Source organism: Brevibacterium renqingii (assembly GCF_017808095.1).
GTDB lineage: Bacteria > Actinomycetota > Actinomycetes > Actinomycetales > Brevibacteriaceae > Brevibacterium > Brevibacterium renqingii.
In genome coordinates this window covers 214,793-238,652 of record NZ_JADBHG010000002.1, presented here as the reverse complement: position 1 = coordinate 238,652, position 23,860 = coordinate 214,793, and the positions used below count along the sequence as shown (strand labels likewise).

The 23,860-nt window shown below is 66.5% G+C and carries 22 protein-coding genes; 13 read left to right on the top strand and 9 right to left on the bottom strand.

Going from position 1 to position 23,860, the window contains the following annotated elements:
* Window positions 1–24 precede the first annotated feature (24 nt).
* The 9 genes from IIE29_RS06165 (at window position 25) to IIE29_RS06125 (ending at window position 11,026) form a co-directional block, all read left to right on the top strand.
* Complete coding sequence (locus tag IIE29_RS06165) at window positions 25–1,827, top strand: PucR family transcriptional regulator (protein WP_209324358.1); 1,803 nt, start codon at window positions 25–27, stop codon at window positions 1,825–1,827.
* A 237-nt stretch (window positions 1,828–2,064) separates the two neighbouring features.
* Window positions 2,065–3,540, top strand: coding sequence for a uracil-xanthine permease family protein (locus IIE29_RS06160; RefSeq protein ID WP_209324357.1), 1,476 nt, complete (start codon window positions 2,065–2,067; stop codon window positions 3,538–3,540).
* 4 nt (window positions 3,541–3,544) lie between these two features.
* Window positions 3,545–4,510, top strand: coding sequence for an FAD binding domain-containing protein (locus tag IIE29_RS06155; protein ID WP_209324356.1), 966 nt, complete (start codon window positions 3,545–3,547; stop codon window positions 4,508–4,510).
* Window positions 4,507–5,016 (top strand): (2Fe-2S)-binding protein, encoded by a 510-nt coding sequence (locus IIE29_RS06150; protein ID WP_209324355.1) that lies wholly within the window; start codon window positions 4,507–4,509, stop codon window positions 5,014–5,016. Before IIE29_RS06155 ends, IIE29_RS06150 begins: the two co-directional genes overlap by 4 nt.
* Window positions 5,013–7,403: an aerobic carbon-monoxide dehydrogenase large subunit gene (gene cutA / locus IIE29_RS06145; RefSeq protein WP_209324354.1), complete on the top strand. Its 2,391-nt coding sequence runs from the start codon at window positions 5,013–5,015 to the stop codon at window positions 7,401–7,403. Before IIE29_RS06150 ends, cutA begins: the two co-directional genes overlap by 4 nt.
* 24 nt (window positions 7,404–7,427) lie before the next feature.
* On the top strand, window positions 7,428–8,138 hold the full coding sequence (locus tag IIE29_RS06140; RefSeq protein WP_209324353.1) for an SRPBCC family protein: 711 nt from the start codon (window positions 7,428–7,430) through the stop codon (window positions 8,136–8,138).
* Entirely contained in the window at window positions 8,135–9,541 is a 1,407-nt protein-coding gene (locus IIE29_RS06135; protein WP_209324352.1) for an amidase, read from the top strand. The genes IIE29_RS06140 and IIE29_RS06135 overlap by 4 nt, the downstream gene beginning before the upstream one ends.
* Window positions 9,542–9,611: 70 nt before the next feature.
* Window positions 9,612–10,838 carry an MFS transporter gene (locus IIE29_RS06130; RefSeq protein ID WP_209324351.1) on the top strand — a complete coding sequence of 409 codons (1,227 nt, stop codon included), beginning with the start codon at window positions 9,612–9,614 and terminating at the stop codon, window positions 10,836–10,838.
* Complete coding sequence (locus IIE29_RS06125; protein ID WP_209324350.1) at window positions 10,835–11,026, top strand: hypothetical protein; 192 nt, start codon at window positions 10,835–10,837, stop codon at window positions 11,024–11,026. Before IIE29_RS06130 ends, IIE29_RS06125 begins: the two co-directional genes overlap by 4 nt.
* 35 nt (window positions 11,027–11,061) lie before the next feature.
* On the opposite strand, the gene IIE29_RS06120 is transcribed toward IIE29_RS06125, so the two are convergent.
* Together IIE29_RS06120 and IIE29_RS06115 are read right to left on the bottom strand one after the other, a co-directional pair.
* The gene (locus IIE29_RS06120; RefSeq protein WP_209324349.1) at window positions 11,062–12,537 is read right to left on the bottom strand and encodes an amino acid permease; all 1,476 of its coding nucleotides are present in this window, start codon (window positions 12,535–12,537) and stop codon (window positions 11,062–11,064) included.
* Window positions 12,538–12,707: 170 nt separating this feature from the next.
* Window positions 12,708–13,283, bottom strand: a complete 576-nt coding sequence (locus tag IIE29_RS06115) for a GNAT family N-acetyltransferase (RefSeq protein ID WP_209324348.1) — start codon at window positions 13,281–13,283, stop codon at window positions 12,708–12,710.
* Window positions 13,284–13,474: 191 nt separating this feature from the next.
* Between IIE29_RS06115 and IIE29_RS06110 the strand changes: the two genes are divergently transcribed.
* The 4 genes from IIE29_RS06110 (at window position 13,475) to IIE29_RS06095 (ending at window position 17,278) form a co-directional block, all read left to right on the top strand.
* A complete protein-coding gene (locus tag IIE29_RS06110) occupies window positions 13,475–14,449 on the top strand; it encodes an ABC transporter ATP-binding protein (protein ID WP_209324347.1) in 975 nt (324 codons plus the stop codon).
* Window position 14,450: 1 nt separating this feature from the next.
* Window positions 14,451–15,296, top strand: a complete 846-nt coding sequence (locus IIE29_RS06105; protein ID WP_209324346.1) for an ABC transporter permease — start codon at window positions 14,451–14,453, stop codon at window positions 15,294–15,296.
* A gap of 109 nt (window positions 15,297–15,405) precedes the next feature.
* Window positions 15,406–16,695, top strand: a complete 1,290-nt coding sequence (locus tag IIE29_RS17115; RefSeq protein ID WP_209324345.1) for a sensor histidine kinase — start codon at window positions 15,406–15,408, stop codon at window positions 16,693–16,695.
* Window positions 16,673–17,278, top strand: coding sequence for a response regulator transcription factor (locus IIE29_RS06095; RefSeq protein ID WP_209324344.1), 606 nt, complete (start codon window positions 16,673–16,675; stop codon window positions 17,276–17,278). Before IIE29_RS17115 ends, IIE29_RS06095 begins: the two co-directional genes overlap by 23 nt.
* An 11-nt stretch (window positions 17,279–17,289) precedes the next feature.
* Here the strand turns inward: IIE29_RS06095 and IIE29_RS06090 are convergent, their stop codons facing one another.
* The 7 genes from IIE29_RS06090 to IIE29_RS06060 form a co-directional block, all read right to left on the bottom strand.
* Window positions 17,290–18,390: an ABC transporter permease gene (locus IIE29_RS06090; RefSeq protein ID WP_209324343.1), complete on the bottom strand. Its 1,101-nt coding sequence runs from the start codon at window positions 18,388–18,390 to the stop codon at window positions 17,290–17,292.
* Window positions 18,387–19,274: an ABC transporter ATP-binding protein gene (locus tag IIE29_RS06085; RefSeq protein ID WP_209324342.1), complete on the bottom strand. Its 888-nt coding sequence runs from the start codon at window positions 19,272–19,274 to the stop codon at window positions 18,387–18,389. Before IIE29_RS06085 ends, IIE29_RS06090 begins: the two co-directional genes overlap by 4 nt.
* Window positions 19,275–19,392: 118 nt before the next feature.
* Window positions 19,393–20,064 (bottom strand): response regulator, encoded by a 672-nt coding sequence (locus IIE29_RS06080; protein WP_209324341.1) that lies wholly within the window; start codon window positions 20,062–20,064, stop codon window positions 19,393–19,395.
* The gene (locus IIE29_RS06075; protein WP_209324340.1) at window positions 20,061–21,470 is read right to left on the bottom strand and encodes a sensor histidine kinase; all 1,410 of its coding nucleotides are present in this window, start codon (window positions 21,468–21,470) and stop codon (window positions 20,061–20,063) included. Before IIE29_RS06075 ends, IIE29_RS06080 begins: the two co-directional genes overlap by 4 nt.
* 141 nt (window positions 21,471–21,611) lie before the next feature.
* A complete protein-coding gene (locus tag IIE29_RS06070; RefSeq protein WP_209324339.1) occupies window positions 21,612–22,220 on the bottom strand; it encodes a class I SAM-dependent methyltransferase in 609 nt (202 codons plus the stop codon).
* Window positions 22,221–22,268: 48 nt separating this feature from the next.
* Complete coding sequence (locus IIE29_RS06065; protein ID WP_209324338.1) at window positions 22,269–23,084, bottom strand: anti-sigma factor; 816 nt, start codon at window positions 23,082–23,084, stop codon at window positions 22,269–22,271.
* Window positions 23,081–23,656: a sigma-70 family RNA polymerase sigma factor gene (locus IIE29_RS06060; RefSeq protein WP_209324337.1), complete on the bottom strand. Its 576-nt coding sequence runs from the start codon at window positions 23,654–23,656 to the stop codon at window positions 23,081–23,083. Before IIE29_RS06060 ends, IIE29_RS06065 begins: the two co-directional genes overlap by 4 nt.
* Window positions 23,657–23,860: the final 204 nt, after the last annotated feature.

Sequence of the window (23,860 nt, the reverse complement as noted above, 5' to 3'; positions counted from 1 at the left end):
ATCCCGCCCTGTTATCGTCAATGCATGTCAAATGATGCCAAGGTTTCGGGATGTGGTCAGCAGGAATTGACATTCGACGGGGGAGAAGGACACGGTTTCTCCGCCGAATCCCTCACCGTGGCGGATGTGCTCAGCCTGCCGAGCATGCGTGGGGCCAGACTCATCGGCGGTGCCGCCGGTCTCGACAGAGTCGTCGAGTTGTCGAACGTCATGGAGGTTCCGGACATCCTGCCCTGGGTCAAGCCCGGGGAGCTGATGCTCACGACCGCGTATCCGATCCGTGACCGTCCCGAGGACCTCGCGGGTCTGCTCGAGACCTTCGACCGGCACGGACTGGCGGCCATCGGCCTCAAATCCGGGCGCTATCTCGAGCAGATCCCCGAGGCTGCCGTGAGAGCCGCGGATGCCCTCGGCCTGCCGCTCATCCACCTCGGCGAGGACGTCGGCTTCGACGAGATCATGCAGGAGGTGCTCACCGGCAATCTCGACCGGCGCGCTCAGGTCATCGCTCGCACGGAGGCGTCGATGCGCGAACTCGTCGACGTTGTGGTCGGCGGCGGGGACCTCGCGGACGTGTGCCGCATGCTCGCACAGTGGACGGGCGTGGCCGCTGCGGTGACGACGCTTGACGGCCGTGTGAGATGTCTGCGCACGGCCGATGCGGAGGTCTCGTCTGCCGAAGTCTCCGCTCTCGAGTGCTTCGACCGTTCCGGCCGGTTCCGTGTCGAGGACGAACCCGCTGGCGCCAGTCGACGCGGCGAACCCCGAGGCGGCAGCGGAGACGCGCGCAGTGCACGCACAGGGCCCGGCCGAGACGAAAACACTACCGCGAACGAGGCACTGAACTGGGGAAACGTCGTCATCGAGGGTGGTCGGCGGCCGGCGGACGAGACTCTGCCCGCCGCTTCGAACCTCGGCCGGATCGTCGCCTTCGGCGCCCGGACGCTGAGAGCGGGCGACTTCCGTCTGCTCGAGCAGGCCGCGGCCGCGGCCGCCCTCGTCATCACCCGCGAGCAGGCCATCACCGCTGTCGAGAGCAAGTACCGCACCGACTTCGTCCTCGAAGTGCTGCGCGGTCACATCGCCTCGAGTGACCGGGTGCTCTCCCACGCACACTCGCTCGGCTGGGACCTCGACCGGCCGATCAGCATCGCGGTCGCCGAGGTGGATTCCGAAGCCGATTCCACGGACGCGAGCAATAAACGCACGATGCAGTCGCTGTTCGCCGACGCTTGGACGAAGGTCGTCTCCCAGTTCGATCCTCGTGCGGCGGTAGTCGGCTCGGGCGATCAGGTGATCGTGCTCCTGGCAGCGGAACCACGAGAGAGGATAGTCCGTCGCTTGGAGGAATTCGTCTCCTCGGTGAGGGGGCACGGGGGAGGCGGACGGCGACAGTTCTCCGTCGGGATCTCTCGCCCCGCCGAGGGCGTCTCGCGTCTGGCACCGGCCTATCAGGAGGCGATGCGGGCGCTCGAGGTCGGCCGGCAGCTCGCCCGCGGTCAGGGTCTGCGTCACTATGACTCTCTCGGCGTCTACCGACTGCTGCTCCAGGTCGGGGAGCAGACCGAGCTGCGCAACTTCGCCGAAGAGGTCCTCGGACCATTGGCGACTGATGCCAAGGAGGAGTACGCGGGGCTGCGCGAGACCCTGCAGGAGCTGCTCGACCATAATCTCAACGTCGCCGAGACCGCGCGGGCGCTGTTCTTCCACTACAACACTCTGCGTTACCGGATCGGCAAGCTCGAGCAGATGGTCGGTCCCTTTACCGAGGACCCGGACCTGCGGCTCTCCCTCGCGCTCGCCCTGCAGATCGTCAAGCTGCCCTGAAGGCGCGGGTTCGGGATCTGCGGAGCAGGAATGTTGCGAGTAGGGAAGTTGGCGAAGACTGCCGAAGGTCCGGGTCTCTCTTTGGCAGGAAATGACGTGATACAGGACTCGAGGGCGCAATAGAGTCGGTTCCTGAGTCGGAGTGGTCCGTAACCGTGCAGACATCGAGTCAAGCGGCCTATATCACTGACGAACCATGTATCGGAGCCGGCAATTCTCAACGATGAGGAGAGGCACATGTCGATGTTTTCCTGGAAGCTCCACGGCGACGGAAAGACCATAGCGCCTGGGCAGGCTGTTGCTCCGGACGAGCGCCTGACGTGGGGCAGAACCGTAGGGCTCGGCGTCCAGCACGTCGTTGCGATGTTCGGAGCGACCTTCGTCTTCCCGATCATCATGGGGCTCAATCCGCAGCTGGCAGTAATGATGTCCGGAGTCGGCACGATCATCTTTTTGCTCATCGTCAAGGGCAAGGTGCCCAGCTATGTCGGCACCTCGGCCGCCTTCGTCGGGGGCGTCACAGCTGTCACCGCTCAGGGAGGTACTCCCGCAGAGGTCACCGGTGCGATCATGGTTTCGGGCGTCATCCTTGCCCTCGTCGGTACGTTCATCCACTACATCGGCTCTGCAGCTTTGATGAAAGTCCTTCCGCCCGTCGTCACCGGCGGCGTCGTCATGCTTATTGGCTTCAATCTCGCACCGGTGGTTGCGAACACCTATTGGCCTCAGGACCAGTGGATCGCCGTCATCGTCATGGTCTTCATCGTCTTCGTATCAGTATGGGTGCGTGGCTTCCTTGGTCGCATCGCTGTCTTCCTCGGCCTTGTGCTCGGTTATGTGCTGTCCTGGATCTTCGACCAGGTGTTCGGCCAGATCACCTCTTTCAGTGCTACCGCTGGTGAGGTGACGACCCACTTCCGTGTCGACTTCTCTGGTGTCGCTACGGCGCCCTGGATCGGATTTCCGCCCATGACCGACACCGCGGCCGGAGTCGTCGGTGTCCATCTGCCCGTTTTCAATGCCGCGGCTATCATCGTCATGCTTCCTGGCATCATCGCCCTCGTCGCCGAGAATGCTGGTCACGTCAAAGCCGTTGAAGAGATGACGGGAGCCCCGCTCGACAAGTATATGGGCCGTGCCGTCATCGGCGATGGCGTCGCAACCGTCGTCGCCACTTCCGTGGGCGGTTCTCCGACGACGACTTACGCGGAAAACATCGGAGTCATGGCAGCGACTCGGGTCTATTCGACAGCTGCCTACTGGGTTGCCGCTCTGGTGGCGATCCTGTTCGGCCTCTCGCCGAAGTTCGGCGCCCTCATCTCAGCGGTACCCGGAGGTGTCCTAGGAGGTATCACCGTCGTCCTCTACGGCATGATCGGCATGCTGGGCGCGAAGATCTGGATCGAGAACCGCGTGAACTTCGCTAACCCGCTCAACATCGTGCCTGTCTCGGCGGGCCTGATCATTGCGATCGGCGATGTGAGCCTGAACTTCAGCGAGGATTTCGTCCTCTCGGGAATTGCCTTGGGAACCATATCTATGCTGGTCATGTACCATGTTGCCCGCCGGTTGGCACCTGCTGACATGCTTTCCGACTCCGACGGCGGTGCCGGTGGGGCTGGTCTCTCTGTCGGGCGGGAAGGGCACCAAGGACGTGTTGTCGATGGTGCGGAAAGCGACCGCGGCCGACGCGGTCAGGAATCGAGTGAATGAGACGATGAAGCCATCACCCCTGCGAATCCATCGACCGACGACAGTCGACGAGACTCTCGACCTCCTTGCCGCTCGAGGTGACACCGGAAAGATCCTCGCCGGAGGCCAGAGCCTCGTTCCCGTCCTCAACATGCGCCTGGCCGCTCCCAGCGATCTCTTCGACATCACTTCCGTGGTTGGTATCGACGAGCTCGAGGTCTCGGACGCCGACGGTTCGGAGGAGATCTGCGTGGGAGCGAGCGTCACGCATCGACGGGTCGAACGCAGCGCGGAAGTCACCAGGGCCAACCCTCTCCTCGGCGAGGCTCTGCGTTTCGTTGCGCACCCCGCGGTGCGCAATCGGGGCACGACCGTCGGCTCGATCGCCCATGCCGATCCCAACGGCGAGATGCCGATGGTCCTCGCGCTCACCGGTGGTCGCATCGAGGCGCGCAGCCGACGCGGTGAGAGGACATTGGGCGCCGAGGAACTCAACATCGGGCCGTTGGAGACCTCGCTGGAATCCGATGAGCTCATCACCCGTGCGATCTTCCCAGCGCTGTCTGCGGGTTCGCGCACAGGCTTCGACGAACTCGCCCGGCGCAGCGGGGACTACGCGCTTGCGGGAGTGGGGATGATCCTCGACGTCGACGGCGAGACTGTGACGGGGCTGCGTTGTGGATTCGTCTCCGTCACCGACGTTCCCGACATCCTCGACCTCGGCGAAGCCGTATCGGGCGCAAGGCTCAGCGATGCCTCCGAGGTCGCCGCCACGGTCGCCGAGGCGGCGCGCGACTTCATCGACCCCGGTGGAGACATCCACGCCTCGGCGGACTACCGGAGACACCTTGCCGGAGTGATCGCCTCCCGCCTGTTCCGGCGCCTGTGCCGCAGCGACGGCGCGAGCGGTCGCGGCACGGCCGCGGATTCGCGCGGCGAGGACAGCCCGGTCGTGACGACCGGTGACGACACGGAGAGAAGGCGAGCATGACCGAAGACATCGACACAGAACCGACATCGAACATCCGACTCGCAGTCAACGGCACCCTCTACGAGCTCGAGGTTCCCGACCGGAAGCTGCTCTCGGACGTGCTCCGGCAGGACCTGGAGCTGACGGGCACCCATGTGGGCTGCGAACACGGAGTCTGCGGGGCCTGCACGGTCCAGCTCGACGGTGAGCCCGTGCGCTCCTGCCTGATGTTCGCCGTCACGGCTCAGGGCCATGAGATCACAACGGTCGAGGGTATCGGCGACGATCCCGAGAACCCGTCTGACGTCCAACAGGCCTTCATCGACTGCCACGGTCTCCAGTGCGGCTTCTGCACCCCGGGCTTCGTCACGACCATCGACGCCTACATCGACGAGAATCCGAACCCCACCGCGGAAGAGGCGCGCGAGGCCGTATCCGGTAACCTCTGCCGCTGCACCGGCTACCAGAACATCGTCTCCGCAGTGTGTCGAGCCGCCGAACTGCGCGCAGAGGGAGCCTCGCAATGACCACTCGCCTCTTCGGCCAGAAGATCACCCGACGCGAAGACCCACGCCTGCTCACCGGCCACGGCCGGTATGTCGACGACGTCTCGGGAACGGCGATCGCAGCCGCATTCGTGCGCAGCCCCCACGCCCATGCCGACATCCTCGACATCGACGTCACCGGCGCCCTCGACGTCACCGGTGTCATCGCGGTGTGGACGCACGAGGACCTGCCCGGACAGGCCGCGGAACGGCTGCCGATGCTCATTCCGCATCCCTCCATCGTCGCCCCGCACACCGGTTACGCCCTGGCCAAGGACCATGTGAACTTCGTCGGTGAGCCCATCGTCATGGTCATCGCCGAGAACCGCTACATCGCGGAGGACGCTGCGAACCGCATCGAGGTCGAGTACAGCTTCCGCGAGGCCGTCGTCGGCGTCGAAGCGTCCCGCGAGGGAACGCGAATCGTCCATGAGGGGATGGAGGACAACGTCGCCGCTCACATCGTGCAGGACGTCGGCGATGTCGATGCGGGGCTCGAGGGCGCGCCCCATGTCCTCGAACTCGACCTCGAATTCGAGCGTAGCGCCTGCATGCCGATGGAGGGCAAGGGCGTCGTGGCACGGTGGGATCCCGGCGAGGAGAGCCTGGAGGTCCATTCCTCGACGCAGACGAGCACGGGTCTGCGGGCCGTGCTCGCAGCCAAGCTCGAGATCCCGCTGACCCGGGTCGAGGTCATCACCCCCGACGTCGGCGGAGCCTTCGGTGTGAAGATCAACCACCCCTGGCCGGAGGAGCTCGCCGTGGCCTGCGCCGCGCGTGCGCTCGAGACCACTGTCAAATGGACCGAGGACCGTCGCGAGCACTTCATCTCCTCCGCCCACGAAAGAGCGCAGACCCAATGGGTCAAGGTCGGCTTCGACGACGAGGGCCGGATTCTCGGACTCGACGTGAAGTTCTGGCATGACAACGGCGCCTACCTGCCCTACGGCGTGATAGTCCCGCTCAACACCTCCACCCACATCATGGGCCCGTACGTGATCCCAACGTTCCGCGTCGAGTACTGGTCGCTGTACACGAACACCGTCATGGTCACCCCGTACCGTGGTGCCGGTCGCGCCCATGCGGTGTTCATGATGGAGAGGACGATGGACGCGATCGCCGCCGAACTCGGCCTCGACCGCACCGAGGTGCGCCTGCGCAACTTCGTCCGCGACTTCCCGCATCCTATGGGCCTACGGATGCAGGACGGAGCCGAGGGCTGCATCGACTCGGGAGACTTCGTCACCTCGATGGACAAACTCAAGTCGATCGTCGGCTGGGACGAGTTCGAAACCTACCGTGAGCAGGCCCGCAGCGAGGGACGCCGGGTGGGCATCGGCCTCGCCTGCTACATCGAGAGCACCGGCGCCGGGCCCTACGAAGGCGGACACATCGAGGTCGAGTCCTCCGGACGGGTGAACGTCTGGACCGGCCTGACGACCCACGGGCAGGCCCATGCGACGGTCTTCGCCCAGATCGTCGCCGATGAGCTGGGAGTCCCGCTCGAGACAGTCCATGTTAAGACCGGCGATACGCGCAAGCTGCCCTATTCGGTGGGCACGTGGGGTTCGCGCGGAGCGGTCATGGCCGGCAACGCACTCCACCTCACCGCGAAAAAGGTGAGGCAGAAGGCTCTGCGGATCGCCGGCGAGTCCCTCGAGGCCGATCCTGAGGACCTTGAGATCGACGAGGGCATGATCCAGGTCAAGGGCGATCCCAGCGCGTCGATGCCGTTGGCGGCGGTGTCGGTGCTGTCGAACCCGCTGCGCTACGCCTTCGACGAGAGTGCACGGGCGGCCACCCAGTTCGCCAAGGACTCCGCCGAGGACGAGCCCTCGATCGGGCCGGGAGAGCAACCGGGGCTTGAGGAACAGGAGTTCTTCTCGCCGCTGCGCTCAACCGTGGCCAACGGCATGCATGCCGCGATCGTCGAGACCGATCCAGAGACCGCGGACATCAGAATCCTCCGCTACTGTGTCGTCCACGACTGCGGACCGATGGTCAACCCGCTCGTCGTCGAAGGGCAGGTCCACGGAGGTGTGGCCCAAGGAGTCGGCGGGGCGCTGTACGAGAAGATGGCCTATGACGCCGACGGACAGCTGCTCAACGCCTCCTTCATGGACTTCCTCATGCCCTTCGCGTCCGAGGTCCCCCACGTCGAGACCGACCACCTCGAGACTCCGAGTCCGCTCAATCCGCTCGGCATCAAGGGGGCCGGCGAGGCCGGCACGATTCCCGCCGCCACTGCCATCGCCTCGGCGCTCGAGGACGCCGAAGGGATCCCCATCCGCTCGATGCCGCTGGACCCCTCGACCCTGTGGCATATGAGAACTAACCATGCCGCGGGCGAGCTCAATCGCTCCCGCTGAATCCGACCGAAGGACATCCGAACCATGCTCATCTCCTCCACAGCCACGATGATCGCCGATCCGGCGACGGCCTATGCCGCATTCCACGACGAGTCGATCCTCGCCGCGACCATTCCGGGAGTCGAGAGCTTCACCCGGACCGGTGAGGGCAGCTTCGACGTCGTCCTCACCATGGGCGTCGCCGCCATCAAGGGCACATACAAGGGCACCGTCGTCTTCTCCGAGGAGGTCGAGGGCACGTCGTTCGTGCTCAGCGCCAAGGGCGCGGGCGGACCGGGAACGATCGGCGCGGACATCTCGGTGGCACTGGCTCCCGGAGCCGAGGGCGGCAGCGACATCACCTGGGAAGCCGATGCCGTGCTCGGCGGGCCGATCGGGGGAGTCGGACAGCGGATGCTCGGCGGGGTCGCCAAACGCATCGCGAAAAAGTTCTTCGCCGACATCGACGCGGCCATCCGCGACGGTGTGCCGGAGAAGGGTGCGCCCGCAGGTGCTTCGTCCGGAGCGGAGGCGGACGGGCTCTCCGGTTCCGGTGCTGCCGCTCCTGTCGCATCGGGCACCGTCGCCGCGGGCGCGCCCGCAGTTTCGTCCGCACCGGCTGATGCCGCGGTTCCCGCCGCCTGGGCGGCCCGCAGCCATCGATCCTGCGGCGACGGCTTCGTCGTCGGCGCCGCCGTCGGTGCGGGTGCAGCGCTGCTCGGCGTCTGCCTCGGTCTCCTGGCCGGTCGTCGTTGACGACGGAGTCGCCGACGTGGCTGTCCCTGGCCGAGCAGGCGGCCGCTCTCGACAGCGCTGAGATCAGCAGCGTCGAGCTCGTGACCGCGCACCTCGACCGCATTGCCGAGATCAACCCGGCGACGAACGCGATCGTCACCCTCGAACCCGAACGCGCGCTCGCCGCGGCGCGTGAGGCGGACCGGCGGCGTGCGGCCGGTGAAGAGGGCCTGCCGCCACTCTGCGGAGTGCCCATGACCCACAAGGACACGCATGACACCGCAGGTATGCGCACGACCTACGGCAGCGAGCTCTTCGCCGACCATGTGCCGCAGCGGACCAGCACCGTCGTCGCTCGGCTGCAGGCGGCAGGCGTGATCTCCACGGGCAAGTCGAACGTGCCCGAATTCGCGGCCGGAGCGCACACGGCCAACCGCGTCTTCGGGACGACGAGGAACCCCTTCGACACCACCCGGTCGGCCGCCGGATCCTCGGGAGGCGCGGCCGCGGCCATCGCCTGCGGAGTCCAGGCGGCCGGGGACGGTTCCGACACAGGCGGCTCACTGCGCCTGCCCGCCTCGTTCAACAACATCGTCGGGCTCCGGCCCTCGCACGGGTGGATTCCTCGGACCTTTCCCGAAGATCCCTGGCAGTGGCTGAGCCAGCCGGGCTTCATGGCGCGCACCGTCGACGACGTCGCCTGGCTTATGGAGCTGTGCAGCGGGACCGGCTCTGGGCCTGCCTCGCCGCATTTCGAGCCTTCGCGCGGGGAGGCGACCGATCTCAGCGGAATCACCGCAGGGTTCTCTCTCGATCTCGATGGTCTGCTCGAACTCGAGGCCGAAGTCAGGGATGTGGTCGCCGTCGCCGCCTCGGTGTTCGCCGACCTCGGCGCCCGGCTGAGTGAGTCCGTGCCGGACCTCCGTGCGGCCCTCGGTGTGTTCCGCACGGCCAGGGCCTATGAGTTCGCGGCGAACCTGCGGGAGGTGGATGCGGCCCATCCGGGGCGGCTGAAGGCCTCCCTGCAGGCCGATGTCGACGCCGGCCTCGCGCTCACGGCGCCCGATCTCTTCGACTTCGACCGGGCACGCGCGCGGCTGTGGTCGGCGATGAACGACTACTTCTCCACCCACGACGTCCTCGTCACGGTGACCTCGCAGGTCCTCCCGTTCTCCGCGGAGGACGAATATCCCACTCGAATCAACTCTCGACCGATCGAGGACTATATGGCGTGGGTCGACTCGACGACTCTCATCTCCGCCACGGGCTGTCCCGCACTGAGCGTGCCCGCCGGCTTAAGCTCCACCGGTCTGCCGATCGGACTGCAGATCATCGGACCGGTCGGTGGTGATGCCACAGTGCTCCGCATCGCCCGCTGCTTCGAGGCCGCCACCGGATATGCCCGGCGCCGTCCCGACCTGTGAGGATCGGGAAACACAAGTCGGGAAGCCAGGCGGAGAAGAGGAAGCGAACGGTCCGAGAGGGGAGACAGAGATGAAGCGCAGCACAGCTGCTGACCATGCTGCGGTCGGCAATCGGTCGGGCACCGGCTGGACGCTGGCCGCAGCGACCTATGTGTTCGCGGTCGTCATGATCGGCACCACTCTGCCGACGCCGCTCTACCCGCGCTATCAGGTCGAGTTCGGGTTCGGCAGCACACAGACCACGCTGCTCTTCTCGATCTACGCCGGAGCCGTCATCGCCGCGCTCGTCTTCTTCGGCAGGCTCTCGGAGGCCTGGGGCCGCAAGCCGCTGCTGGCCGCAGGCGTCCTCGTCTCCCTCGCCTCGGCGGGGCTGTTCATGAGCGGTGATCATCTCGGTCTGCTCTACACCGGAAGGGTGTTATCCGGGATCGCAGCCGGCATCTTCACAGCCACCGGGACTGTCACAGTGCTCGAGAATTCTCCGCCCGGCAGGCGCAGGCTCGCGACGTCACTGGCCACGGCGGCGAACATCGGCGGCCTCGGATTGGGCAACCTCATGTCGGGAACGGTCGCCGAGGCATTGCCGCGCCCTCTGTTCACGCCGTTCCTCATCCACGCCGTCCTCCTTCTGCTCGCAGGAGCGGCGTTGCTGGGCGTCAGGGAGAGTGCGCTCTCGCGTTCCCATTCCCTGCGCCTGCAGCTGCCCGCCATCCCGCCCGAGTCACGGGCGGTCTTCCTCCGTGCGGTGCCAGGCGCCGTCGCGAGCTTCGCGATCGCCGGACTGTATTCGGCCGTGGCTCCGAGCTTCATGCAGCAGACCCTGGGCATCGGATCCGCGGCCGTCATCGGCGCGGTCGTCTTCGCGCTCTTCGGGGCCTCGGCTGCGTGCCAGCTGCTGTTCCAGGGGCTGGCAGACCGGACTCTCGTCCTATGCGGAGGAATCATTCAGATCGCCTGCATGGCCTCCCTGTCGATCGCGCTCCTGGCGGACTCGACCCTGCTGCTCGTCGCCTCGGCGATCCTCGGTGGGGCCGGGCAGGGCTTCCTCTTCACGACGGGCATGCGAGCCATCACCGCCGTGACCGAGGTGTCGAACAGGACGGCCGTGACGACCTCGTACTTCATCCTCGCCTACCTGGCCATGTCCGCGCCGATCATCGGCGTCGGCGCGCTCGCACTCGTGACAGGGCTCGTCACCTCGACGATCACTTTCGCCGTTGTGACAGTCCTGGTCGCCGGTCTCAGTCTTCTCGGGCTCGGGAGGTGGAGCAGTCAGCCTCGCGGCGTCGACGGGTGATCCCCACCAATATGCTCGAGGTGATCGGCGACTGGCTGCCGCTGTCGCATGCGATCGATGCGCTCGGGGCGGTCTCGACCGGAGATGAGGACAATGCCTATATCTGGCTGCGGGTGCTCTTCATCGCCTGCTGGATCGTCGGCGCCATCATCGTCGGCTCGCTCACTCTGCGGCGTCGGACGCCGTGAGGCGACGGCGTGGCGGACCGTCGCGAGCCGGGTCTTCAGTTCTGCCCGGACGCCGTGATGGGTTCGGTACGATCGGTCAGATCAAAGGGTCGGCGGCCATGGCCGCGGACGAAGGCGAGGTAGCACAGCCACAGCGCAGCCACCCACAGCAGACCGACCCACAGCGCCGGGCGGGAGTCGGGGACGATGCCGACCATGACGACGACGAAGACGATGAACGCGACGGTGATCGAGGAGCCCACCGGCCACAGCGGCATCGGGAATTCGCTGGGAAGGCGCGCCTCCTGGGCGATCACCTTCTTCATCCGGATATGGGAGGCGAGGATGATCAGCCACACGAGCACCGTGGCGAAGGTCGCCAGCGCACCGAGGAGGAACAGCGCCTGGTCGGGGTAGAGGTAGTTGAGGACGACGCCGAGAAGGAGCGCGACGATCATCGTGACCACGGTCGTCACGGGCACGCCGCTGCGCGAGGTGCGGGCGAACGAACGTGGAGCCTGCCCCTGTTCAGCGAGTCCGTGGAGCATCCGGCCCGCACCGAAGATATCGGCGTTGATGGCCGACAGGGCCGCAGTGATGAGGACGACCTGGAGGACGGCGGCGGCTGCGCTGAAGCCGACGGAATCGAAGATCGCGACGAAGGGGCTGATCTCGGAGGTGATCTGGTTCCAGGGCAGGGTACACATGATCACGCCGAGGGTGAGGACGTAGAAGAGGAGGATGCGCACCGGCACCGAGTTGATGGCGGCCGGCAGCACCTGTTTCGGATTCTGCGCCTCTCCGGCCGTGACTCCGATGATCTCGATGCCGCCGAAGGCGAACATCACGATGGTAAACGATGAGAGCAGTCCCCAGAACCCGTTGGGGAAGAAGCCGCCGTGGTCGAACAGAGCCTGTGGACCCAGCTGGTCGTGGTCGGCGATGCCGAAGCCGAAGATGATGATGGCCACGCCGGCGGCGATGAGGGCGATGATCGCGACGATCTTGATGAGGGCGAACCAGAATTCGAGCTCTCCGAAGACCTTGACGCCGATCATATTGAGGGCGGCGATGAAGAAGACGACGGCGAGCACCCAGATCCAGCGGGGGACTCCCGCGAACCAGAAGCCCATGTAGACGCCGATCGCGGTGGCGTCGAAGACGGCGACGAGGACCATTTCGAAGGCGAAGGTCCAGCCGACGAGGAATCCGGCGAAGGGGTGGATGTAGCGGGAGGCGTACTGGCCGAAGGAACCGGAGACGGGGTGGCGGACGACCAGCTCGCCGAGGGCGCGCATGACCATGAAGACGGCGGCACCGCCGATGATGTAGGCGAGCAGCACAGCCGGCCCTGCGGCTTGGATCGACTCGGAGGAGCCCATGAAGAGGCCGGTGCCGATGGCTGAGCCGAGGGCCATGAAGCGGATGTGCCGGGCGGTCAGGCCCCTTCTCAGACCGACGTTCTCTTCGTGTCCGTTCGCGGTTTCGTCGGTATGGAGCGCCTCGTTGCGGTCCTTGTCGGCTGGAGCCATCGGTGTCTGCTGTCCTCTTCTCTCGACTGCCCGAGGTCACCTTGCCTGTTTGATCGTCTGACCGGCCCCAGGGCCACATCAGACTTTCACACCGATACGGCGGCAGAGAACGGATGCCGGGAGAAAGAGTCCGAGATCTCAGAAAGTCGAGTCGGACAGATGGCCGAGAGTCAGGCCGTCTGGCGGTCGGTGGAGAGCATCCCGAAGATGAGGGTGTCCGTCCATTCGCCCTTCGACCACCAGTCCTTGCGCAGGTGCGCTTCCTCCCGCATGCCGATCCTTCGAGCCAATTTCGCCGAGGAGGTGTTCCGAGCGTCCATCTGAGCAACGACCCGGTGGAGACCGTAGTGGTCGAAGGCGACGTTGAGGACCGCGATGGCCGCCTCGGTGGCGAAACCGTGGCCGCCCGCTGCGGGATCGAGGATCCAGCCGATCTCCGCTTTCTCCTGGGAATCCGAATCGAACCACAGTGAGATATCGCCGATGACGTGTGAGCCTGCGATGTCGTCGAGTCCGTCCGCGGTCTCGATCACGAGGGCAAGGGCACGGGATTCGGTCTCGAGCCCCGTACGTCGCATCCGTTCGACGATCTTCGTCCGGGCCACCTCGGCGGTCCAAGGATCCTCGAGGAGGAACCGGGCGACGTCCTCACGGGAGAAGATCGGAAGCTGCGCCTCGGCATCGGATTCGACATACGTGCGCAGGCGCAGACGGTCGGTGGTCAGCGGGAGTTCGAGCGGTTCCATGGGCTCACTCTGCCAGGTCGACCTGTGGAGATGACGGACGATGCCGGACGCTAAGAAGATGGCGGCGCCGATGACCAGCCATTCTTCGCGCCGGAGTCCTCGACCGCGATGCGAACCGCTGACAAATGACACCACTGACTCGGTGACAAATGGCATCAGTGCAGGCGAGTGCTGTTTTCTAGTCTGTGGACATGACTTCGCAGACACCGACTCACACACCCATTTCAGCCCCTCCGAGCCAGACGACAACCGACTCCCCAGCAGCCGTCAGTCTCAATCACCTGAGCAAGAGCTTCGGCGATCTGAAAGCCGTCGACGGCCTCGACCTGGCCATCCGCCCCGGTGAAGTCGTCGCCTTCCTCGGACCCAACGGGGCCGGCAAGACGACGACCATCGACATGCTGCTGGGACTTTCGCAGCCGGACGAGGGCTCGGTCGAGATCTTCGGCATGGCGCCTCGGCGGGCGGTCGCCCTCGGTCTCGTCAGCTCGGTGATGCAGACCGGCGGTCTGCTCGATGACCTCACCGTCCGCGAAACCGTCGACTACACCTCCGCGATCTTCGCCTCCTCCCTCGACACCGACCTCGTCCTGCAGCGCGCCGGGATCACCGACATCGCCGACGCCGTGGTGAAGAAGTGCTCGGGCGGACAGAAACAGCGGCTGCGCTTCGCCATGGCCCTGCTGCCGGACCCGGCCCTCATCGTCCTCGACGAACCGACCACGGGAATGGACGTCACCGGCCGCCGCGACTTCTGGCACCAGATGCGCGCCGACGCCCTGACCGGCAAGACGATCCTCTTCGCCACCCATTACCTCGAAGAGGCCGACGAATTCGCCGACCGCGTCGTCCTCGTCGCAGACGGCACCGTCGTCGCCGACGGACCTGCCCACGAGATCCGTGGAATGACCGCGGCGAAGACCGTGAGCGCGACCCTGCCGCTGACCGACGACACCAGCGAGGCGGGAGTCAGCGAACTGTTCGACCGCCTCGCCGGTCTGGCCGGAGTCGAATCTATCGAAGTGGCGGCCAGACGACTGAAGATGCGCACCACCGACTCGGACGCGGCGGCCAAGACGCTCTTCGACAACGCCTGCACCGACCTCGAGATCACCTCCCACTCTCTTGAAGACGCGTTCATCAGCCTCACCTCGAAAGGAGCCTGACATGTCCGTTCAGCACTCAACCCGACCGACCGGGACCGTCAGCTCGCGCACGGCACCGGGCCCCGCCTCGGCGACGTTCCTCACCTCACTGGAGAACCGACGGGTGCCCCGCCTCGGCGGATTCTCCCTCACCCTGCTGCGGCTCGAACTGCTGCGGAAGCTGCGCAACCGGCGCACACTGATCTTCACGATGATCATGCCCGCGGTCTTCTACCTCATCTTCGGAATGACGAACAAGGACGAGATGCTCGGGAACACGAACGCCGCGCTCTACATCTCGGTGTCCCTGGCCACCTACGGGGCGATGATCGCCACCACCACCGGCGGTGCGCAGGTCGCCGTCGAACGGGCGCTCGGCTGGAGCCGCCAGCTCGCACTGACACCCCTGCACCCGGCGGCCTACATCCTCATCAAGGTGATCGTGTCCATGGCCCTCGGTGCGGTGTCCGTCATCGTCGTCTTCGTCCTCGCCGCCGTCACCGGTGTCCACGCACCATTGGGCACACTCATCGCCTCCGGCCTCCTCGTCATCCTCACCTCCGGGGTCTTCGCGGCCTTCGGCGTCATGCTCGGCTACCTGCTGCCGGCGGAGAACGCGATCCAGGTCGCCAGCATGGTCCTCGGAATCCTCTCGCTCATCGGCGGACTCTTCGTCCCCTTGGAGATCTGGCCGGACACTCTGCAGACGATCGCCCGCTTCACCCCGGCGTATGGAGTCGGCGAAATCGCCCGTGCACCGCTCGGCGGGGGTTACGATCATTGGGCGATCGTCAGCGTCATCGTGTGGCTGGGGATCTTCGTCGCAGGCTCGGCCTGGGCCCTGCGCCGGGACACCGCACGAGTGTGAGCGCGGTGGCCGCCAGCGGAGGCCAGGTCGCGGACCGGCCCGTGGAATCGCGACCGGAGCACACGGCGAACACGATGCAGCCAGGGCACAGTGACCGAGGAAGGAACCAGTGACCGCGAACGAGACCACCGGCGAGGCGAGGACCGGGTCCTCGCCTGCCGGGCTGCGTCCGCTGAATTTCATGAGCTGGTTCTTCCCGTTCTTCTGGCTCGTCTTCCTCGCCTACCCGCTCGCGGGTTCGATCCAGCACGAGGGCACACAGCGGATCTGGGGTGTGAGCCTGACAGTCCTCTTTGCGGTCGTCTTTTACATCGGCATGATCGCCGGCGGCATCGGCCTGGGCACCTTCGCCCGCACGATGCGCAACCCGCGAGCCCGCCGGACGCGGCAGGCCCTCGTCGTCGTCAACGCCTCCATCGTCGGCATGATCGTCATCACCGCTGCGGCTGTTCCGATCGTCGGTGAGGAGGCGCTGTCCTTCCTCGCCTATATCTCCGTCCTTGCCGTCGTTGCCATCCGCAGGGTCGTCCCCGGGGTCATCATCGCGGCCTCGACCCTCCTCGTCGCCGAGGGGGCTCAACGTCTCGTGCCCGGGTGGACTCATGATTGGTCCTCCACCTTCGGAATCTCGATCTCCGGGTTCGCCATGGTCATGGCTCTCATGGCGGGGGACCGAGCCAGAGCGGCCCGTGCGGCCGAGGTGGAGAACCACAGGCTCGAACGGGAGGCCGAACGTCTGCGCGTGTCCCAGGTCGTCCATGATGTGCTCGGGCACTCGCTGACCGTCATCGCGCTCAAGGCTCAGCTGGCGGCGAAGCTCGAAGCCGCCGGCTCCCCGGACGCCGCCCGCCACATCGCCGAGATCGAAGAACTCGCCCGCAGCGCGCTCGCCGACGTCCGCACGACCGTGCAGGGCACACGGATGGTCTCCCTGGCCGAGGAACTCGTCGAAGCGACGCGGGCGCTGCGGGCCGCCGACATCTTGGTCGACGCCCCGACCTCGGTCGATGTCGTCGACCCACGGCTGCGGGAACTCTTCGCCTGGAGCCTGCGCGAAGGCAGCACGAACATCCTCCGGCACGCCCGTGCCCGACGGGTCATCATCGTCCTCGAGAGGAACCGATTGACCATCAGCAACGACAACGGTCGCAACGATGTCCCCGCGCACCCGGCTGCGACGCTCAACCTCGGCGAGGTGGGTGCCGGCTCCGGGCTGCAGGGATTGCGGAATCGGGCCCTCGCACTCGGCGGGAGCCTGCGGACACAGCGGACCGATGACGGCTTCGAACTCATCGTCGAAGGAGCGGAGGTGGACGTCGGCCGTCCCCGCGGGGGCGCAGATGCCATCGAACTCGACGCAGAGGGAGGTGAGGCCGGTGACGACGCTGCTCATCGCTGACGATCAGACCATGGTCCGTGAGGCGCTCGCCGCTCTGCTGGGAATGGAGTCCGACTTCGAGGTCGTCGCCCAGTGCACCCGCGGCGCCGAGGTCGTGCCCGCCGTCGCCGAGGCCCGCCCCGATGTCGCACTGCTCGACGTGGACATGCCCGAACCCGACGGTCTCACTGTCGCCGCGACCCTGAACGTGGAGTTTCCTGAGGTCAAGGTCATCATCGTCACGACCTATGGCCGGCCCGGCTGGGTCAAGCGAGCCTTGGATGCCGGGGTCAGCGGATTCATGGTCAAGGACGCCCCGGTCGACCACCTCGCCGACGGGATTCGACGCGTCATGGCCGGGATGTCGGTCATCGACCCCGAGCTCGTCGTCGAATCGACGATGCACGGGGCTTCGCCGCTCACGGCTCGGGAGACCGATGTGCTCCGCGCAGCCGCGGACGGGGCCAGCGTCGACGAGGTGGCCGCTCAGCTGTTCCTGTCCGCCGGGACCGTGCGGAATCGGCTGTCCTCGGCGATCGGGAAGACGAACGCTCGCAACCGTGCCGATGCCGCCCGGATCGCCGCGGAGAACGGTTGGCTGTAGGCCTCAGCCCGTCACCGCTTGAGCGCCTGGCCCCACGTCAGCTTCGGTCCCGACTTGAGGATCGAGCGCTCGAAGATGCGGGTCGCCAGGAGCAGCGCCAGCAGTGTGGTGACGATGAGGATGAGCAGGGAGACGAGCGGCTCCCACCATGCGATCGTGCCGAGGAAGACGCGCATCGGCACCGCGACCGCCGCCGAGAACGGGATGTAGGACAGCACGGCCATGACGGTCTCGTTCGATGAGAAGATGATCACGCCCATATAGGGCAGGAAGATGAGCATCATGATCGGCGTGCTCGTCGAAGCCAGGTCTTCGGTGCGCGAGACCATGGACGCGGCGGCCGCGTAGAGGGCGGCGACCATGACGAAACCGACGACGAAGAGCGGGATGAACCAGGCGATCGGTTCGACCACCTTGCCGAGCACGAGATCGTTCCCACTGATCGCGGCGCCGGTCAGCACCGCGACCGCGGTGAGCCCGATCTGTGCGAAGGCGAGGACAGTGCACGCGATGACCTTGCCGAACATGAGCACCCGCGCCGAGGTGGACGCGAGCAGGATCTCGACGATCCGCGACTGCTTCTCCTCCACGACCGAGGAGGCGATCGTGTTGCCGAAGGTCATGGCGGCCATGAAGAACACCAGGCCGAGGCCGAGCCCGATGAAGTATGTCAGCGTCGGATCCGGGGCGTCGGGGTCGAGGAGTTCGACCTCAGGCGTGAGGCTGAGCGAGGCGATGAGCGACTCCGGTGCCGAGCGCAGGGAGAGCACGGCGAGCCCGGTCGGTGAGCTCGGGGACTCGAGGACGGCCGCTTCGACCTCCTCGGCGGTGATCAGGGCCTTCGCCTCGCCTGCGTCGTCGACTTCGACGGGCTCGATGTCCTCGATGCCGGCCACGGCCTGCGCCGACGCCGAGGTGACCGCCACCTTGTCCGTGGAGGAGAACAGAGAGGGCAGCGCCCCCGAGACCCCGACGAGCACGCCGAGGATGACGATGGAGAGGATCGTCGAGATCATGAACGCCTTGGACTTGAGGCGGACCATGATCTCGCGTTCGATGACCAGGCCCATGGCGGTGGTGAATCCTGCCCTGTGCGTGACTGCCCGGCTCATGACTGTGTGACCTCCTGGAAGAGTCGGTTGAGCGCGACCTCGTGCGGGGCGAAGGACGAGACCGATGACACGCTCAGGGCCTGTCGCAGGACCGCTTCGGCCGCTGCGGAATCCGGGGCGGTGAAGCGGACCCAGTTGCCGTCGAGTTCGACGACGGAGACCGCGGGCACCCCGCGCACCCAGCCGAGATCGGCATCGGCCTGCAGGGTCCATTCGGGCAGGCTGCGCTGGCGGCGCAGCTCTTCTGTGGTGCCGGCGGCGACGAGGCGGCCGTCATTGATGATGACGAGATCGTCGACGAGGCGTTCGACGAGGTCGAGCTGATGGCTGGAGAACAGCACCGGGGCGCCGGAGGCGGCGAAGGAGGTGAGCACGTCGAGGGTGCGTTCGACGGCTGCGGGGTCGAGGCCGGAGAAGGGCTCGTCGAGGACGAGGGCCTGCGGGTCGTGGATGAGGGCGGCGGCGATCTGGACTTTCTGCTGATTGCCGAGGCTGACGGATTCGAGGGTGTCGGTCGGCTCGCCCCTCAGTTCGAGCTGTTCGAGGAGCTCGAGTCCGCGCGCCTTCGCGGCCCGGCGGGTCAGCCCGTGGAAGCGGGCGAGGTAGACGAGCTGGTCGATGATCGGCATCTTCGGGTACAGGCCGCGCTCTTCGGGCATGTAGCCGATGGCGCTGCGGTGGCCCGGGGCGATCGGTTCGCCGTCGACGGTGATGCGTCCGCGGTCGGCGGCCAGCACCCCGAGGAGGATCCGCATGGTCGTGGTCTTGCCCGAACCGTTCGATCCGACGAATCCGGTCATCCGACCATCGCCGATGTCGAAGCTGAGGTCGTGCAGGACCTGCTTGTCGCCGAAGCTGCGGCTGATGCTGTCCAGGGTGATCATGCCTCAACGCTATGCGGAGATCGGCCTCGGGGGATCAGCCCTGCGGGTGATATTGCGACCCCCTGTGTGGGGGAGTGGGGACAGGCGAGAAGCCGAGATGGCAGGCTCACGCGCCGGATCAGCGCCTGTCCTCGTACCGGCCGATCGTGACGACACCGTTCTCGTAGGCCCAGATCACGGCGTGGATGCGGTCGCGGAGGTCGAGCTTCGTCAACAGGTTCGACACATGGGTCTTCACGGTCGCCTCACCGACGAAGAGCGAGCCGGCGATCTCGGCATTGCTCGCTCCGGTCGCCACCAGTCGAAGCACTTCGAGTTCCCGCTCGGTCAGCCGCTCGAGTTCCGGCGCCGAGGGGGCGGTCGGTTCCGGCGTGGATACCGAGCGTTCGATGACGCGCCGGGTCACCTCGGGAGACAGCAGGCCATCGCCTCCGGCCAGGGCGACGACGGCGGCGATGAGCTGCTCCGCCTCGGCGGTCTTGAGGAGGAACCCGCTGGCCCCTGCCGCCAGCGCGCGGAACAGGAAGTCGTCGCGGTCGAAGGTCGTGAGCATGAGGACGGCGCCGGCGGCGCCTCGGCGGACGATCTCCGCGGTCGACTCGAGCCCGTCCATGACAGGCATCTGCACATCCATGCAGATGACGTCCGGGGAGAGTTCGAGGGCGCGATCGATGGCGATCCGGCCGTTCTCGGCCTCACCGACGACGGTGATGCCGTCCTCGCTCTCGAGGATCGTGCGGAAGCCGGTGCGGACCATCGACTGGTCGTCGACGAGGAGGACTCGGATCATCTCGATGCCTTCGCTGGGTTCTCGGGTGCTGGGTTCTCGGGTGCTGGATATTCGGTCGCTGGGTACTCGAGCTCGACCGCCTCGGCGGTGCTGCGCGGATAGGGGATGCGCGCCCTGACCAGCCAGCCCCCGCGTGACTTCGGGCCGGCTTCGAGACTGCCGCCGAGCGCGCTCATGCGCTCCCTCATACCGACGATGCCCAGCCCCAGCCCCTCTCCCGCAGGCGGCGCTTCACGGGAACTCATCGGTGCGGGACCGCCGCTGGGTCGGGCATCACTGATCTCGACCTCGAGTTCGGCGGTGCCGTAGCGCAGCCTCACATCCACCTCGGCGCCGGTTCCCGCGTGGCGCGAGCAGTTGGTCAGCGATTCCTGGATGACGCGATAGATCGACATCTCGGTGATCGGGGTCAGCTCTCGCACGGTGCCGATCGTCGTGAACTCGACCGTCTGCCCGAACCGCCGCGCCGATTCCATGAGTTCGGGCAGGTCGCCGAGGCCGGGGTTGCCGTGCGTCGTCATCGTCGCAGCCTCTGCGTCGGCCCGATCGTCCGGGCCCGGCGAGGACTGAGTATCACGCAGGGTATAGACGAGGGCCCGCAGTTCGTCCACGGTTTCGCGCGTGGACGACTCGATGACCTGCAAGGACTCCCGAGCTTTGGCGGGATTCCTCTCAAGGCTGCGACGCGCGGCGGCCGCATGGATGCCGACGCCGGCAATATGGTGGGCGACCCCGTCATGGAGTTCCCGTGCGATGCGCACACGCTCGAGGTCGAGGGCCTGCCGGGTCAGCTGCTGTTCCTGCTCACGGACCTCTGCATTGGCAGCCCGAAGCTCGGCCAACAGCAGCCGTTGAGTCCACGCACGATCTCCGAAGAGCCACGCCCCGCCGAAGAAGGCCACGTTGATGAGGAAAGAGACGCCGGTCGCGGCCGCGAACTGAAGCAGCGTCATGTCTCCGAGGTCGCCGTACTGCAGCATCGCCGCGACGATGATGTAGACGAAGATGGCCAGGCACAGCAGACATCGGGAGATGAAGGCCGTCCGCCGGCTGCGGCGGAATGCGCCGATCGCGTAGACGGAGATGAAGACGATGATCTGCGAGACTCCGGGTTCCATCACCTTGAGAATCTGCGCAGTGACATAGAGCGCGGCGGTGAACCAGGCGACGAGATTCGGGTGACGTCGTCTCCACAGCAGGGGCACGGCCACGGCCACCGAGAGCAGGCAGGTGACCCACAGCGGGGACGTGAAGTCCCAGAACCCGCTGCCGGCGTAGAGCACGGCGAAGACGATCGAACCGGCGGCCAGCCCCGCGACGAGCCAGACATCGGACCGCTTCGGGTTCCGGTCCTCGGGTGTGAGGATTCCGAACTCCGAGGCCGCCGACTCGTCTCTGCCACTCATTCCTCCAGCTTAGACATCGCGCGCGTGTGCGGGCATCCGTCTCCGTGGGGAAAGAGGCGGCGACGCTTCCGGCTCAGGAGGGAGACTCTGGGGCACTGAGCGCGCGAAGCGAGCCCACTGGATTGCGCACGCGATGCGGGCTCACCGCGGAGCGCGGGCCATCGGCTGCTTCTTGGCACTGACCACCGCGAGGTCGCGGTGGCGCCAGTGCACACGGGTTCTCATCCCCGCCTCGGCGAGCCAGGCCAGCTGATCTTCGAGGGTGCTGGGAGTATCCTCGACTCCGTCGATCGGGGTGACCACGTCCTCAGGATCGGCGGGGACGATGAGGTCGGCGAGCACGAACCTGCCGCCTGCGGGGAGGATCTCGGCGATGCGGGTGAAGAGATCGGCCTTGTCGGGCCCATCGAGGTGATGGATCGCCAGCGTGGACATGACGAGGTCGAAGGGACCGGGCGGCAGCGGATCCTCGAGCCGACTCTCACGCAGCTCGGCGCGTTCGGGATCGAGGGTCCGTGCGGCGGCTGCGAGCATCTCGGCGCTGGCGTCGATGCCGAGGAAGCGGGCTTCGGGAAGTGCCTCGGCGACGTTCTTCGCCGTCAGTCCGCTGCCGATGCCGAGGTCGAGGACGGTCCGCGGCCGGTGTTCGATCGCGGCGGCGGTCAGTTCGGCCTGCAGGCGTGGGTAGTCGGGGATCTCCTCGGCCATGAGCGCCCGGTAGGAGTCGGGGTCCCATACGAATTCGGTCATCGTGAGCTCCTTCGCCGCTGATGCGAGTGAGCCTACTCCCAGCAGCGGCTACAGGTCGATGGCGACGATCGGATCCGTGGTCGGCTGCTTCGAGCCGCCCTCGGGTTCGACCGTGATGCCGAAGACGCTGCCGGCGGAGAACTTCTCGTCGGCGATGGTCACCGCCTTGTCCGACATCAGACCGACGCTTTCAGGACCGGAATCGCCGATCACCCACATCTGCATCGACTTGCCCGAAGGGGCGGGTCCGACGTCGTTGGGGCTGAGTCGGATGAGCTGCTGGCTTTCGGAGGAGAGCACGGTGACCGATCCGCCTTCCGGCAGCTCGGCGGTGCTCGTGCGCAGATCGGTCGCCTCCATCAGTCGAGTGGACTCGTCGAGCTGCTGCTGCGTCGCCGCGAGATCGGCTTCGAGTTCGTTCTGACGCTGATTCTGCTGCCAGATCGTCGCTCCGAAACCAGCGACGACGATGAGGACGGCCGCCGCGGCGACGTAGGGCAGCCAGGATCGGCGTCCGCCCCTGCGCTCCCGACGCTCGGCCAACGACACCGGCTCGGCCGGCGGCGCAGATTCGGACGTCGATGCCGGTTCGGGCGACGACTCGGCCGGTCTTCCGGTCTGCACCTCGGCGCTGGTCTCCTGCTCATGGGTCTCGGGGATCCGCAGGATCGCCGCACGAGCTGCGGCACTGACCTCGGCCGGTTCATCAGATCCTGCCGTCTCCGCCATGACCTCGTCATAGGCAGCGACCTCGGCTCGGAAGTCCGGATCGGACTCGGACAGGGCACGTGCCTCAGCGAGTTCGGCATCGCTGAGCCCGCCGAGGGCCAGGCCGGCGGCCAGATAATCACGATCGGTGCTCATCGGCTCGCCTCCAACTCGTCTCGCAGCTTCTTCATTCCGTCTCTGATCCGTGACTTGATGGTACCCAGCGGCACCTTGAGATTCTCCGAGATCTGGGCGTGGGTCAGTCCCTGGTAGAAGGCCATGACGATCGGCGTGGACTGCTCCGGGGGAAGGACCTTCAGGGCGGTCACGGTGCGGTCGGACTCGGCCCGGTCGATGACCGTCTGTTCGACCTGATCGCCTGCCTCCGCGGACGAGCGCAGACCGTCGGCGAGGTCACGATCCTGCTGGGACTGAACGCTGCGCACACAGTCGATGGCTCGCCTGCGGCACAGCGTGATCAGCCATGCTCTGCCCGTGCCGCGCTCGGGATCGAATCGCCCGCAGCGCGTCCACACCTCGGCGAAGCACTCCTGGAGGACTTCCTCGGCCAGAGACCGGCTCTTCACGATCCGCAGGATCACAGCCAGGAGGAGACGGGACTGATCCGTGAACAGGCGCTCGAACGCTGCTCGGTCGCCGCCGGCGATGCGCATCAGGAGATCGCCGGTGGAATCCGTGGAAGCCTCCGTCGGGGCATCAGAACTCATTGCTCCATCATGCCACCCCAGCACAGGCCGCTCACTCCTGCCGGTGACGGTCGGGCGTGTGATGGACCGACGTGTGCTGATCTGCGGTGGCGCGAGCGCTGCTGTCGTGGACTGAGATGCGGGCACGGCAGAGAAGGCGAACGAGGAAGTGGCCGGGGACCGAACTCCGGTCGGAGGATCGATTCCCGGCCACTGCACTGTGAG